At 72.4% G+C, this 13,476-nt stretch carries 11 protein-coding genes and 1 pseudogene; 9 read left to right on the forward strand and 3 right to left on the reverse strand.

The genetic code is table 11. From position 1 onward, the window contains the following. Positions 1-18: 18 nt before the first annotated feature. The 3 genes from ABZ385_RS22090 (at position 19) to ABZ385_RS22100 (ending at position 3,110) form a co-directional block, all read left to right on the forward strand. Positions 19-1,338: a DEAD/DEAH box helicase gene (locus ABZ385_RS22090; protein ID WP_358587556.1), complete on the forward strand. Its 1,320-nt coding sequence runs from the start codon at positions 19-21 to the stop codon at positions 1,336-1,338. Positions 1,339-1,411: 73 nt separating this feature from the next. Beyond that, entirely contained in the window at positions 1,412-2,230 is an 819-nt protein-coding gene (locus tag ABZ385_RS22095) for a class I SAM-dependent methyltransferase (RefSeq protein WP_358912759.1), read from the forward strand. Between the two features lie 70 nt (positions 2,231-2,300). Then, positions 2,301-3,110, forward strand: coding sequence for a restriction endonuclease (locus tag ABZ385_RS22100; RefSeq protein WP_358912761.1), 810 nt, complete (start codon positions 2,301-2,303; stop codon positions 3,108-3,110). Between the two features lie 40 nt (positions 3,111-3,150). On the opposite strand, the gene ABZ385_RS22105 is transcribed toward ABZ385_RS22100, so the two are convergent. Continuing rightward, entirely contained in the window at positions 3,151-4,305 is a 1,155-nt protein-coding gene (locus ABZ385_RS22105) for a hypothetical protein (protein ID WP_358912763.1), read from the reverse strand. Positions 4,306-4,528: 223 nt separating this feature from the next. Here ABZ385_RS22105 and ABZ385_RS22110 point away from each other — a divergent pair, with 223 nt between their 5' ends. From ABZ385_RS22110 to ABZ385_RS22125, 4 genes are all read left to right on the forward strand, one after another. Further along, positions 4,529-5,230: a hypothetical protein gene (locus tag ABZ385_RS22110; RefSeq protein WP_358587534.1), complete on the forward strand. Its 702-nt coding sequence runs from the start codon at positions 4,529-4,531 to the stop codon at positions 5,228-5,230. Between the two features lie 109 nt (positions 5,231-5,339). Beyond that, the gene (locus ABZ385_RS22115; protein ID WP_358587532.1) at positions 5,340-5,909 is read left to right on the forward strand and encodes a DUF6328 family protein; all 570 of its coding nucleotides are present in this window, start codon (positions 5,340-5,342) and stop codon (positions 5,907-5,909) included. 90 nt (positions 5,910-5,999) lie between these two features. After that, the gene (locus ABZ385_RS22120; RefSeq protein WP_358912765.1) at positions 6,000-6,257 is read left to right on the forward strand and encodes a DUF5133 domain-containing protein; all 258 of its coding nucleotides are present in this window, start codon (positions 6,000-6,002) and stop codon (positions 6,255-6,257) included. 265 nt (positions 6,258-6,522) lie between these two features. Next, positions 6,523-7,029, forward strand: coding sequence for a hypothetical protein (locus ABZ385_RS22125; RefSeq protein WP_358587528.1), 507 nt, complete (start codon positions 6,523-6,525; stop codon positions 7,027-7,029). 321 nt (positions 7,030-7,350) lie between these two features. Here ABZ385_RS22125 and ABZ385_RS22130 read toward each other — a convergent pair whose 3' ends face one another. Further along, complete coding sequence (locus tag ABZ385_RS22130; RefSeq protein WP_358912767.1) at positions 7,351-8,499, reverse strand: amidase domain-containing protein; 1,149 nt, start codon at positions 8,497-8,499, stop codon at positions 7,351-7,353. A gap of 319 nt (positions 8,500-8,818) precedes the next feature. On the opposite strand from ABZ385_RS22130, the gene ABZ385_RS22135 reads away from it, so the two are divergent. Then, positions 8,819-10,804 (forward strand): transglycosylase domain-containing protein, encoded by a 1,986-nt coding sequence (locus ABZ385_RS22135; protein ID WP_358587524.1) that lies wholly within the window; start codon positions 8,819-8,821, stop codon positions 10,802-10,804. 21 nt (positions 10,805-10,825) lie between these two features. On the opposite strand, the gene ABZ385_RS22140 is transcribed toward ABZ385_RS22135, so the two are convergent. Further along, a complete protein-coding gene (locus tag ABZ385_RS22140; protein ID WP_358587554.1) occupies positions 10,826-12,073 on the reverse strand; it encodes a hypothetical protein in 1,248 nt (415 codons plus the stop codon). A 421-nt stretch (positions 12,074-12,494) separates the two neighbouring features. On the opposite strand from ABZ385_RS22140, the pseudogene ABZ385_RS22145 reads away from it, so the two are divergent. After that, positions 12,495-13,251 (forward strand): annotated as a pseudogene (locus ABZ385_RS22145) ((5-formylfuran-3-yl)methyl phosphate synthase). Positions 13,252-13,476 lie beyond the last annotated feature (225 nt).

Here is a 13,476-nt window from a genome sequence, read left to right on the forward strand (position 1 = left end):
GCCGTCTCCTTCGCCGACATGGAACTGCCGGCCGAGGTGCTGCGGACGCTCACCGCGCTCGATGTGCGCGAGCCGTTCCCGATCCAGGCGGCCACGCTGCCCAGCGCCCTCGCGGGCCGCGACGTCCTGGGGCGCGGGCGCACCGGCTCGGGCAAGACGCTCGCCTTCGGCCTGGCGCTGCTGACGCGGACGGCGCGGCGGCGCGCGGAGCCCAAGCAGCCGCTCGGCCTCGTCCTCGTGCCCACCCGGGAGCTGGCCCAGCAGGTCACCGAGGCGCTCACGCCGTACGCCGACGCGCTGGGGCTGCGGATGGCCGCGGTCGTCGGCGGCATGTCGATCGGCCGGCAGATCGCCGCGCTGCGCGACGGCGCGGAGATCGTCGTCGCCACCCCGGGCCGCCTGCACGACCTGGTCGAGCGCAAGGCCTGCCGCTTGGGCAAGGTCCGGATCACTGTCCTCGACGAGGCCGACCAGATGTGTGACCTGGGCTTTCTGCCGCAGGTCACCGAGGTGCTCGACCAGGTGCACCCGGACGGCCAGCGCATGCTGTTCTCGGCCACCCTGGACCGCGACGTGGACGACCTGGTCGGGCGCTACCTCCACGACCCCGTCGTGCACTCCGTGGACCCCGCCGCGGGCGCGGTGACGACCATGGACCACCATCTGCTGATCGTGCACGGGCCGGACCGGTACGCGGTCACCACGGAGATCGCCGCCCGCGACGGCCGGGTGCTGCTCTTCCTGGACACCAAGCACGCCGTCGACCAGCTCACCCGGCATCTGCGGGCCAACGGGGTGCACGCCGCGGCCCTGCACAGCGGCAAGTCGCAGCCGCAGCGCACGCGGACCCTCGCCCAGTTCAAGAACGGCCAGGTCACCGTCCTGGTGGCGACGAATGTCGCGGCCCGGGGCCTGCACGTCGACGACCTCGACCTCGTGGTCAACGTCGACCCGCCCACCGACCCCAAGGACTACCTGCACCGCGCGGGCCGCACCGCGCGGGCCGGCGAGTCCGGCCGCGTCGTCACCCTGGTCCTGTCGGGCCAGCGCCGCGAGGCCGCCCGGGTGATGGCCGAGGCGGGCATCGAGCCGTCGGTCACCAAGGTGCGCTCGGGCGAGGCGGAGCTGAGCCGGATCACGGGGGCCAAGGCGCCTTCCGGCAATCCGCTCGACGCCGGCCCCGCCACGCCCCGGCCCAAGAACGTCAACGCCCCCTTCCGTGGCCTCGGCACCAGCAAGGACGCCTCCCGCGCCACCGGCGGCAAGTCCCGCAAGGCGGGTGAGGCCCGCAAACTGGCCGAGGCCCGCAAGGCGGCCCAAGTGCGCCGGGGCCGCTGAGCGTCCGGCGCGACTCGGACGCCGACAGCCGACAGCCGACCACCGACCGGCAAGCCCAGGGGGGGACGGTCCGATGACCGAGACCGCGTTCGACACGGCCGAGCGGCAGGCGTGGGCGGGGCAGGCCGCTGCCTACGCGGCGAGCTTCGCCAAGCTATGCGCCTATCCCGTGCCCGCGCTGCTGCGCGCCGCCGGCGTCGGCGAGGGAGTTCGGCTCCTCGACGTGGGGACGGGTACCGGCACCGTCGCCGTGGCGGCGGGTGCCCGGGGCGCGAAGGTCACGGCGGTGGACGCCGAGCCCGGCATGGTCGCCCGGGCGGCGCGGGAGGCGCCGCGGGCGGACGTGCGGTGCGCGGCCCTGCCCCATCTTCCGTTCGCCGACGGCGAGTTCGACGCGGTGGTCGGCAACTTCGTGCTCAACCATGTCGGACGCCCCCGGGCCGCCTTGGCGGAGCTGGCCCGGGTGACGCGTCCCGGTGGCCGGGTCGCGGTCACCGTCTGGGCGGCCCCCGCGGCGCCCGGCCAGGCCCTCCTCGGCAGGGCCGTGCAGGCGGCGGGAGTCACCCGTCCCGCTCACCTGCCTCCCCTCGCCGCCGAGGACGACTTCCCTCGCACCGAGCAGGGCCTGGCCGCGCTGCTGGAGCGCGCCGGACTGCGCGACGGCGGCTGCGAGACGCTGCGCTGGGACCACCGGACGACCCCGGAGGAGTGGTGGAGCGGCCCGGCCGCGGGAGTGGCGACGATCGGGCAGGTCGTGACGGGGCAGACTCCGGCGGTGATCGCGCGGATCAAGGAGCACTTCGTCACGCTGGCGGCGGAGTTCGCCGGTGACGACGGCACGCTGGTGCTGCCGCACGCGGCCCTGCTGGCCCACGGCCGGGCCGCTTCTTAGGGACGTTGATCTTGGGCACACGTAGAGAGGTGATCTTCACTCCGTCCTCGTGAGCCCGTAAGGGAGTCCCATGTCCATACCCACGCGCCCCGTGCGCCGCCCCGACCGCAGGCGGCGTTTCGATCTGCGCGCGACCGCCCTGTTCTTCGTGCTGCTCGCGGTCCTCCTGTGCGTCCTGGTGTTCCTGGCCCGCACCGCCGCGCACCTCGTGGAGAGCCGCCCGCTGTGGGCCGTCGTCCTGGTCATGGTCGCTGTCGCCGCCGCGCTGCTCGGCCGGTCCAGGTGGCGCCGCTTCTCCGCCGCGAGATACGCGCGCCGCGCGGCCGAGGCGCTGGAGGAAGCGGCCGAGAACGCCTCGGAGCACCTCGCCGCCCCACCGGTGGACGAGGAGTTCACCGCCGGGCAGGAGAGGTTCACCACCGTCGTGGAAGAAGAGGTGCGGGCCGCCGCGCCGGTCGACTACGCCCTCCTGGACGCCGACGGTTTCGAGCAGGCCATAGCCGAGCTGTGCGCCCGCGACCAGTGCACGGAGGTGGAAGTGGTGGGCGGCGCCTGCGACTTGGGCGCGGACGTCGTGGCGGTGACCGGCGACGGGCGGCGCGTGGTCATCCAGTGCAAGCGGTACGGCGACACCAACAAGGTCGGCTCGCAGGACCTGCAGCGCTTCGGGGGCACCTGCTTCACCGTCCACGAGGCGGACGTCGCGGCGCTCGTCACGACCAGCGACTTCACCGCCCCGGCCCTGGAGTACGCGCAGCAGTGCGGCATCATCTGCGTGAACGGCGAGGACCTGCGGGCCTGGCACGACGGCACCGGCCCGAGCCCCTGGGACGGCACCCCCCTCACGCCTTCCGCCGACTGCTTCCCGGCGCGGGGGTGAACCGGCGCGCCCCCGCCTCGGCCGCGCCGCCCCGCCCCGCCTACTTCTTCGGTTCCCGGAAGCGGCCGAACGCCTTCGTGAGGGCGCTCAGCGGTGACCCTTCCGTCTTGCCCGGGCCCGGCGCGGCCACCGGCCGGGGCGGGCTGTCGCCGCCCGTCGCCTCGGCCAGCGCGGCCATCGCCGCCTCGGCCGCCTCCTGGTAGAGGTCACGGGACTTCGTCATGGCGTCGAGGGCCTCGGCGTACTTGGTGACCATGCCCTGGGCGTGCACCAACTCCTCTTCCGGCGTGAGCAGGTGCCAGCCCTGGCGCAACCGCGTCAAGGCCCGCTCGGCGTCGGCGGGCAGGGGCCTGGGCAGCGCGACGAACTCCAGGATCTTGTCGAGGAGTTCGGTCGGTTCCGAACCGTCCAGGAAGACGCTGCGCACCGTGAAGCGCTCCGCCTCGTACTCCAGGCCCTGCCCGGCCGTGGGCAGGACGACGCCGCCGCCGCGCGGCATGCGCACGCCCAGCTCCCGCTTCATCGCGAAGTCCGCGATCTGCGCCTGCTCCGGTGTGCCGCGGTGCTCGACCACCCGGTGGCGCAGGCTCGGCGGCAGGAACGTCGAGACCGGCTGCTGGCCCCTCGCGTCCGGCGTCATCGCCTCGTGCACCACGACGTGGACGTACCAGCTCTGCCGGGTGCAGTCCCGCAGGCGGCGGCGCAGTTCGTCGTCGTCCTTGGGGAGGTGGTTCGTCGTCCGCAGGCGGACGCCCGGCACCGTGTCGTGGTCCCAGGCGACTCGGTCGCTGTCGGGCCAGAACATCGTGGCGGGCGAGAGCCAGTGGGCGTCCCAGGGCTGCTCCGCCTCGGCGGCGAGCACCCAGGCGACGCCCTCACCGTCCTTGCGGCGGCTCTCGGGGTCGTACGTGGTCAGCTGGGCGCGCACCGTGACGTCGCCGGCCACGCGCCAGCGGGCCTCGAACAGGCGGCGGGCCGACGGACCGGGGTCGGCGGACTCGTCGCGCGGGTGCAGGACGGTGGAGCGGGCCGCCTCGACGGGGTCGAGGTCCAGGTAGTCGTCGAGCACCCCGGCCGCCTTGAGGGCGATGAGGTTGCGCCGTACGTCCTGCTCGGGCTCGGGCCCGAGGTGGCGCCCGCGCCCCAGCCACGCGGTGTCGGGGACGGTGGTCGAGGAGGTGCTGTTCTTGGCCATGGAGTCGTTCTGTGGGTGATCGGGACCCGACCAGTATGGTCCTTGGTCCCGTCGATGGAAGCGGTACCGGGTTTTCCGTGCCGCGCAGGCCAGGATGCCTGCCCGCCGGTGAGCATCCGACACCCGGAGCGCACAGGAAGCGCACGAAGCACACGAAGCCCGCCCATGGCCGTCCGGCGGGCGCCGCGCCCGTTCCATGATCACCCTTGGATAGGGTGTGCTCATGTCACGCAGTCGCCTCACTCTCGCCGGCACAGCCCTGCTCGCCGCGTTCGCTCTCGCCGCCTGTTCCGCCGACGAGAAGCCGGGCGGTGCCGCGGATCGCGCGGAAGCCAAGGACGGGGGCGGCAAGAAGGCGGGCCCGGCGGCGACGAAGCCGATCACGCGGGACCTGCCCCAGGGCGCGATCACCCAGGCGCTCATGGGCGACGGCGAGGCGCTGCCCGCCTACTCCCTGCACGGCGACAAGGGCGTGATGGAGACGACGTACTGCAACGGTCAAGACGTGGAGGGTGCTCCGAAGGGCTGGGTCCGGGGCGGGGACGCGTCCTACGAGTACCAGGGCTCCACGCTCAACATGGCCGACGTCTACGTCTGCCTGTTCGAAAGCCCCGCCGACGCGCACGCCGTCTACACGGCGATGAAGGGTGTCAAGGACAAGCCGCACAAGCCCTCCAAGCCCATCGGCGACGAGGCCGCCCTGCTCATCAACCCCAACGGCACCGAGGACTACATCAAGGGCATCAGCCGTTCCGGCAAGGCCGTCATCGAGGTGCGTCTGTCGGGCGGCGCCGGCGCGGGCGAGGACCCCACCGGCACCGAGGCGATGCTGGCCGCGACGCTGAAGCGTCTCCAGCAGGTCCAGGACGGGAAGCCGGCCACCGCGACGGCGACGGGGGAACGCGCGGCCGTGACGGCACCGTAGTCCCGCGGACGGCCCGTAACCTCGCGCCCGACCTGTACGCGACCCGTACGCGACCTGCATGGAAGGCTCCCGAAGGGGCATCCGGTTTCCTGGAACTGGGGAGGATGCCATGAGCATGACGGAGAGACCGGACGAGCTGGCCGAGGAGGGCGCCTGCTGCCCGCGCCACCACGGCGAGGGGTCGCGCGCCGGGAGCGGCGAGGGCCCTGAGCCCGCGCGCGAGCGGGTCAACCGCCGCTGGATCGAGATCCTCCAGGAGACCCGCGTCGCCCAGACAGGTGTGCAGATCCTCTTCGGATTCCTGCTCAGTGTGGCGTTCACCCCCCTGTTCCGGGAGTTGGGCACGTTCGACCGGGTCGTCTACGTCGTCACCGTCGTCCTCGGCGCGTCGGCCACCGGAGCGCTGATAGCGCCCGTCTCCCTGCACCGCTTCCTGTCGGGGCAGCGCATGAAGGACGAGGTGGTGGAGACCGCGGGGCGCCTGATGATGTGCGGCATCGTCCTGCTCGCGCTGACCATCGGCTGCACCCTCCTGCTGATCCTGCGCACCGTCATCACCGGCCCCCTCGCCGAGGCCCTGGTCGGCGGGGTCATGCTGTGGTTCGCCATTTGCTGGTACGTGCTGCCGCTGCGCCTCCGGCGCCGCGCGGCCCGGCGCCCCGACACGGACGAGGCGTAGCACCTCCTCGCACCGGCGGCCGGTTCGGCATGAAAGCGCGATACCGGGGAACACGTACCGCAGTCAAGAGCCTGGAAAGGACGTGTGGTCGTGTTGAAGTCGGAGTCCCGCCAAGTGAGGACCCTGCTCTCCCGCTATGCGAACGCCCGTATCGCGCTGGCGGAGAACCCCGGGGCGGCGTGGCAGCGAGAGCTGGCAGAGGTGACCCGCACGCTGTGCGCGGTGACCGGGACACGCACCATCAACCATGCGATCGCGGCCGCCGACGAGATCCTGGCGGCGGCCGAACGGCCCGCCGCGTCCCGCCGCCCCACCCTGGCAGCGGACACTCCCCTCGCCGCCGCCTGAGACCAGCGGCCCCACGCGGCTGCGACGACCCTCGCGACGTCGCGACCGCGTGCCTCTCGGTCACCGCGCCACCGCGATCTCCCCGTCCTCGACGTCCTGCCCGCCTCTGGCAGGCCGGTCCGTTCCGGCTCACCCGGACGGACCGGCCGGGCGGGACGCCCCGCGGGGGCCGTGGCGAACATGGGGTGAGCCGGTAGCAGCTGCCGGCGGCTCCGGCGAGGGCCGGCACGGTCGGCCGGGCCGAACTGGCGACAGGGAGTGAACCGTGGCCGAGGAAGAGCTGCTTGCCCCTGCCCATACCCGCGAGGCGGTGCGCGCCGCCGAACAGGGACACGGCGACGAGGCCCGCGCTCTGCTGCGGAAGGCGCTGCTGGCCGACCGTGCCTACGAACCGGCGTGGCTGTGGCTGGCCTGGCTCGTCACCGACGACGGGCACCGCAAGTACTGCCTGGAGCGGGCGGTGGGGGTGAACCCCGAGAGCCTGGCGCACGCCCGGCCGCACCGGCTGCGCAAGGCGACATCCGCTCCTCCCCCCGAGGTCGAGGACTTCGCGGACCCGGCGCCGCCTCCCGAGCCGGACAGGGAGAGACCCGCCTGGCGCCGCCGCGCCGTGCCCGCGGCACTCGCGCTCACGGCCGTCGCGGTGGTCACGGCGCTCGTCGTGCTGACGCTCCGGGCACTGGAGGACGAGCCGGCGCCCGTGCACGTGGCCGTGGTCGCCGGGCTGCACCGCAATTCCGGTGCGCGACACCGCCGAGACAGCCGGCGATGAACGCGCCTTGGTTGTGGAACCGTGTTCCGCGCAGCACCGCCTGACCGCGCTCGGTCCCGGGCCCGCTCCAGGAAACTCAGGCGACGGACCCGTGCGCGCATCTTCCCTCCTCAGGACGATGTGGCACCCCGGTACGAGGACCCGAAAGGGCATGCGTCGAAATGGAGTGGCGTCCGCCCAGTATCGGTGAGGCCGATGTGCCGCGCTACCCCGACTCGGCGCCGGAGGACCGGTACGCCCCGGCACCGGTGACGGCCTGCCCCGCGTCACGCGGGCAACGGCCCGTCCGCCTCGTGGAGCGGACGGGCCGTGCCGGATCCGTCAGGTGCGGTACGCGAAGTAGCGCGCGTCGGGGTACGACGCGAGGACGCTCGCGAGCGACCTGCGGTAGGTGTCGGTGGAGTGGTAGGTGAGGTACGGCATGCCCCGCCGGTTGTCACGGTACGTCACCAGCATGGAGTGGTCCTTGGAGCCGTCCTTGTTGAAGTCCACCTGGAGGACGTCACCGACGTCCAGCTTGTAGACGCTCGACAGGTTGGGGGCCCGCCGGTTGGACAGCGTGAACCACGCGAACTCGTTCACGCCGACCCAGGAGGTGCTCTGCTTCGTGCCGTCGTACCACCAGTTCCGGTAGTCGGAGGCGGAGCCCGGGACGGACTTCCAGCCGCCCGCCTTCAGCGCCTGGCTGACGAAGTTGGTGCAGTCACCACCGGCTCCGTTGAACTTCCGGTACGCCGGGTTGTAGCTGTACCAGTACCTCTCCGCGTACCGCGCCATGGCGGAGTAGTCGTAGCTGCCGGCCGTCTTGCCCGAGGGCAGCGGCGAGGAGGGGTACTTGGTGGACGCCGGCGTGCCGTCCGGGTACTGGTTGCCGTCGTCGACGGTGTTCACGCGGGCCACCGACGGTTCGGCGACCGCGACGGGGCCGTCGTCGCGGGAGGTGATCGCCGTCAGCTTCCAGCCGCCGTCCTTCGTGCCGGCGAGCTTCAGCTCCTGCCGCGTCGAGAACGCGGTGGTGTCCGGTTCATCCCCGCGCAGCTTCTTGTACGTGAGCGTCGATTCCGCGGTGACCTCGACGGTCGCCGTGCCACCGGTGATCGTGGCGCGCTCCACGACGACGCGGGTGTCCGCCTTGGTGTAGGCCTCGCCGAGCTTCGCCAGCCGCGACTTGCGGGCGCGCAACGACCGCAGCGCGGCGTCCTCGTCCTTCTTCAGCCGGCCGGACATGCGCGTCGCGGCAGCGCCGGTACCGGAGCCGCCGCGTCCCGCGCGCTCCTCCACCAGGGCCCCGGTGCGCCGGGAGAGGACGTCGTCGGCGATGCGGGCGAAGGCGGCGACCGTCTCGCGGTCGGCCTTGCGGGGCTGCTCGCCGGCGGTGTCCGCGTGCGCGGGGGACGTAAGCAGGGAGCCGGATGCCACGGCCGCGGCCAGACTTGCGACGGCGGCGGGTCTGTATCTCTTGGGTATCACTGTGTTTCCTCATTTGTCGCCTGATCACCCCGGTTGGGGGACGGAATCTTCGCACAACTCCGCGCCGTCCCCGCGCCGTTCGTTCCACGCGCGGACAGGAGGGCGGCGAACCGGCCCGCGAGAGCCCCGGCGGCGACGCCCCGCGTACCTCTAGGGTGTGCGGCAGAGCGCAGCAGAGGAGGCATCCGGGGTGGGTGGGCGCAGGATAGCCGCAGGTGAGGGATCCGCGGAACGCCGGGCCGCACCGGGGGGCCGCCGCGCGGCGACCGGCCGGCGCAGGAAGGCCGCGGAGCGGCGCGGGGCATGGCCGGACGGCGCCGTGTCCGGTGCCCTCGCCAGGTGGCGCGGCCGGCTCCGGTGGCTGCGCCCCGCCTACCCGCGGCCGGGCCGCGCCGGATGGCGGCGGTGGATACCGTCGTGGCGTCAGTGGCTGGGCGCCTTCCTCTACTTGGTCCTCGGTCTGACCGGCTTCGTCACGATCGCGTACGCCGCCACGGACATACCGGATGATCTCAACTCGTTCGCCACGCAACAGGACAACGTGTACTACTGGTCCGACGGCACCGTGATGGCCCGCACGGGTTGGGTCATCCGGCAGGAGATACCGCTGGACAAGGTGCCGCCGAAGGTCCGGGGGGCCGTCCTCGCGGCCGAGAACGCGAGCTTCTACTCGGATTCCGGTGTCTCGCCGAGCGGCGTGCTGCGGGCCGCGGGCGCCGCGCTCACCGGAGGGGAGACCCAGGGCGGGTCGACCATCACCCAGCAGTACGTGAAGAACGTCTACCTCAGCCAGGACCGCACGCTGTCCCGGAAGTTCACCGAGGCGCTGATCGCCGTGAAGCTGGACAACCGGACGAGCAAGGACAAGATCTTCCAGGACTACCTGAACACGAGCTGGTTCGGGCGTGGCACCTACGGCATCCAGCGCGCCTCGCACGCCTACTACGGCAAGGACGTCTCGCGGCTCAACGCCAGCGAGGGCGCCTTCCTCGCCTCGCTCCTGAAGGGCGCCGGACTCTACGACCCGGCCCTCGGCAAGGAGAACCACGAGCGGGCCGTCGAGCGGTGGAACTGGATCCTGGACCGCATGGTCGAGACGGGCCATCTCACGCGGGCCGAGCGCGCCACGTACAAGAAGTTCCCGGAGCCCACGAAGTCGGGCTCCGGCACCACCCCCGGCGCGCAGACCGGCTACCTGGTGGAGCTGGCCAAGCGCAACGCGATCAAGGCCGGGCACATCAAGGCCGCCGACTACGACCTCGGCGGCTACCAGATCCGCACGACCTTCGACCGGGGCCGCACGAAGGCGCTGACCGCCGCCGTCCGGAAGGCCGAGAAGGGCTTCGACGCCGAGCGGCGGCCCGAGAACGACAAGTACGCCAGGATCGGCGCGGCGAGCGTGGCCCCGGACGGCCGGCTGCTCGCCGTGTACGGCGGCCACGACTTCCTGAAGCAGGGCTTCAACCAGTCGAACGCGACGACCATTCCGGCCGGCTCGGTCTTCACCCCGTTCGTCTACGCCGCCGCGCTGGAGGACGGTGTGCGGCGCACCCGGGAGGGGGGCCGCACACCGGTCTCCCCGGCCAGCGTCTACGACGGCGACGACGGGGTCGCCGTACGGACGCCGGAGGGGCCGTACTGGGACCGCAGCGGCAAGGTCGTGAAGGGACAGAACGAAGGCGGTCGCGACTGGGGCGAGGTGACGCTGCGGCGGGCCGTCGCCGACTCGGTCAACACGCCTCTGCTCCAACTCGGCCTCGACGTCGGCCTCGACCGGGTGGAGAAGTACGCCCTGCGGTCCGGGCTGCTCAAATCGAGCCTCGGGGAGCGGGTCCCCGGCTTCGCGCTCGGGGAGAACTCGACGCCCAGCGCCATCCGGATGGCCGGCGCCTACCGGACCTTCGCCGACGACGGCATGCACACCGACCCCTACTCGGTGCGCTCGGTCACCCGGGCCGGGGACGCAGTGCCGCTCACCAGGCCGAGGCCCGCCCGCGCGATGTCGAAGGAGACCGCCCGGGCGGTCACGGACGCCCTGCGGGCCACGATGACCGACGGGTCGGCCGAGGCGGCGGGCGGGGCGCACGCCGGCGCCGTGGGCAAGACCGGGACGACCACCGCGAACACGGCGGGCTGGTTCGTGGGGGGCACCGAGGACGAGACGACGGCCGTGGTCGTCTACCGCATGTCGCTGAAGAACCTGGTGCCGCTCCCCCTGACGGGGCTCGGCGGCGACGCCCCGGGGACGCCCGGCAGCGAGCGGGCGGTGCGCCTGTGGGCCGACTACGTCAAGGCGGCGAAGTAGCGTCGGGCGGCCCCGGCGGCCCTACTTGACCAGCGACTTCCAGTCGGGCGCCTGCGCGGGGTCGAGCAGCCGCAGCCGGTCGAGGACCTTCGGGTCCTGGGCGTCGAGCCAGTCCGCCAGCTCCCGGAAGGACACGCACCGCACACCCTTGCGCGGGCACACCTCCCGCATCACGTCCTCGACGGCGTTCATGTAGATGCCGCCGTTCCAGTCCTCGAAGTGGTTGCCGACGAACATCGGCGCCCGGCTGCCGTTGTAGACGCGGTTGAAGCCGTTCAGGTACGACTTGCGGACCTGCGCCTCCCAGGCCGGGTACTTCGCCGGGTCGCCCTGGGTGCTGTCGCCGGACTGGTGGTAGAGGAAGTTGAAGTCCATGGAGAGGACCTGCACCTCTTTGCCCTCCATGGGCAGGAGTTGGAGGGGGAAGTTCCAGATGGAGTCGACCTTGGACGGCCAGATCTGGAAGTCCCCCGAGGAACTCGCGTCGTAGCGCCAGCCGAACGGTTTGATAGCGGCCAGGAGGTTCTTCTGCCCCTCCAGACAGGGCGCGCGGCCACCGACCACTTCCCGGTCGGGGTCGAAGGGCAGGGGCGCCTCCTGGGTGAAGCCGGTGTTGGTCTTCCACTCCTTCATGAACGCGTACGTCTGCTCGATCTCGCTCTTCCACTCCCCGGTGCTCCAGTCACCGCCGCCCTTGGGGCCGCAGAAGTGCCCGTTGAAGTGCGAGCCGATCTCATTGCCGTCCTTCCAGGCGCCGCGCAGTTGCTCCAGCGTGGTCCGGATGTGCGGGACGGTCGGGTACGAGATGGCGGCCGACCCCGGGTTGTGCTGCGGCGGGCGGTAGAGCGACTTCCTGCTCTCCGGCAGGAGGTAGATGCCGGTGAGGAAGAAGGTCATGTGGGCCTTGCTCTCCCGCGCCACCTGGCGGAAGTGGGAGAAGCGGTGGTCGTCGCCCTCCAGCGCGCCGTCCCAGGAGAAGACCACGAACTGCGGCGGCTTCTCACCGGGCTTCAGCTTCTTGGGCTTGAGCTGCCCGGGCTGCGGCCCGGCGTACGAGGTGGAGCCGTCGCCCAGCACCCGGACCTTGCCGTCCCACTTCTCCTCGTCCTTCTTCGCGCGCTTGGCGGCCCGCGCCTTCTGCGCCGCGTCGCCCGAGGAAGTGGTCGCGGTGTGCCGCGCCTCGCCCCGGCTCCCGGAGGAGTCCCCGAAGGCGAGAACGCACGTGGTCGCCACCCCGCCGAGGCCGAGCACGGCCGCCACCACGGCCATGCGCCTGCGCTTGCGCGCCTTCTCGCGCGCCTTGCGGGCGGCGCGGGACTCGGTCCAAGCGGGTTCAGTGCCGGCGGGTTCGCTCACTGCGGTCCTACCCCGTGTTCATCGCAGCAGGGCCGCGCGTGAATTGTTTGTATGAATATAGGACCGACCGAGTGGTCTTCAGTACCCCGATTTGCTCACACCGCCCTCACGGGCCGGTCGCACGGAGGTGAACGCCGGGGACAACGGCGCCAATGAGGCTGGTTTGTTCCGGTATGCACGGCGCATCGGATGTGAGAGCGCACGCCCCATGAGCACGCTGTGCGCCCTTTCGGTTCCCGTGGGTGACGTCAATGCTGAGCACACCGCACATGACTCAGGTGACCCCCGGTCCCCCGGCCCCGGCCGGGCGGACCGGCGGCGGAAGGAGTGCACGGTGTTGCTTCTCATCTCCCCGGACAGCGTCGAGGAGGCCCTCGACTGCGCGAAGGCGGCGGAGCACCTCGACATCGTCGACGTCAAGAAGCCCGACGAGGGCTCGCTCGGCGCCAACTTCCCGTGGGTCATCCGGGAGATACGCGCCACCGTCCCGTGCCCACAAACCGGTGTCCGCCACCGTGGGGGACGTGCCGTACAAGCCGGGCACGGTGGCGCAGGCCGCGCTGGGCGCGGTCGTCTCCGGCGCCACGTACATCAAGGTCGGCCTCTATGGGTGCACGACGCCCGAGCAGGGCATCGACGTCATGCGGGCGGTCGTCAGGGCGGTGAAGGACCACCGGCCCGACGCGCTCGTCGTCGCCTCCGGGTACGCCGACGCGCACCGCGTCGGCTGCGTCAATCCGCTCGCCCTGCCCGACATCGCCGCCCGCTCCGGAGCCGACGCGGCCATGCTGGACACCGCGATCAAGGACGGGACGCGGCTCTTCGACCACGTTCCGCCGGACGCCTGCGCCGAGTTCGTCCGCCGCGCCCACGCGTCGGGCCTGCTCGCCGCCCTCGCGGGCAGCGTCAAGCAGGCCGACCTCGGTCCGCTGACCCGCGCCGGCACGGACATCGTGGGGGTGCGGGGCACGGTCTGCGCGGGCGGTGACCGCAACGCCGGACGGATCCGGCCGCAGCTGATCGCCGCCTTCCGGGCCGAGATGGACCGGCAGGCCAGGGAGTACTCCGCCGACGTCCCGGCCGCGAACTGACCACCGGGATGCGGAGAGCGAAAGGCGGCCGCGGCCGGACCGTACCGTTTGCCCGCCCAGCCGCCCGCACTGTCCTGCCCGCGCGCGTCCCGGCCCTCGTCACCGACCGCGGTCCCCTAGGGCGTGTGGTGAAAGTAGCGTCGTCCGCCCGCAGGGCGGGCCTGGCGGCGTCTGGTGCGTGCGCTCGCAAGGCGGAGGGTCGCCCCGATACTGGTGGTATCGGGG

It is taken from the genome of Streptomyces sp. NPDC005898, from assembly GCF_040629635.1.
Lineage (GTDB): Bacteria > Actinomycetota > Actinomycetes > Streptomycetales > Streptomycetaceae > Streptomyces.

What these genes read in the sequence shown, in the direction of transcription:
- ABZ385_RS22095 (WP_358912759.1), top strand. Translation starts at nt 1,412, where the DNA reads ATGACCGAGACCGCGTTCGACACGGCCGAGCGGCAGGCGTGGGCGGGG.
- ABZ385_RS22115 (WP_358587532.1), top strand. Translation starts at nt 5,340, where the DNA reads ATGAGCATGACGGAGAGACCGGACGAGCTGGCCGAGGAGGGCGCCTGC.
- ABZ385_RS22110 (WP_358587534.1), top strand. Translation starts at nt 4,529, where the DNA reads ATGTCACGCAGTCGCCTCACTCTCGCCGGCACAGCCCTGCTCGCCGCG.
- ABZ385_RS22140 (WP_358587554.1), bottom strand. Translation starts at nt 12,073, where the DNA reads ATGGCCGTGGTGGCGGCCGTGCTCGGCCTCGGCGGGGTGGCGACCACG.
- ABZ385_RS22090 (WP_358587556.1), top strand. Translation starts at nt 19, where the DNA reads ATGGAACTGCCGGCCGAGGTGCTGCGGACGCTCACCGCGCTCGATGTG.
- ABZ385_RS22105 (WP_358912763.1), bottom strand. Translation starts at nt 4,305, where the DNA reads ATGGCCAAGAACAGCACCTCCTCGACCACCGTCCCCGACACCGCGTGG.
- ABZ385_RS22100 (WP_358912761.1), top strand. Translation starts at nt 2,301, where the DNA reads ATGTCCATACCCACGCGCCCCGTGCGCCGCCCCGACCGCAGGCGGCGT.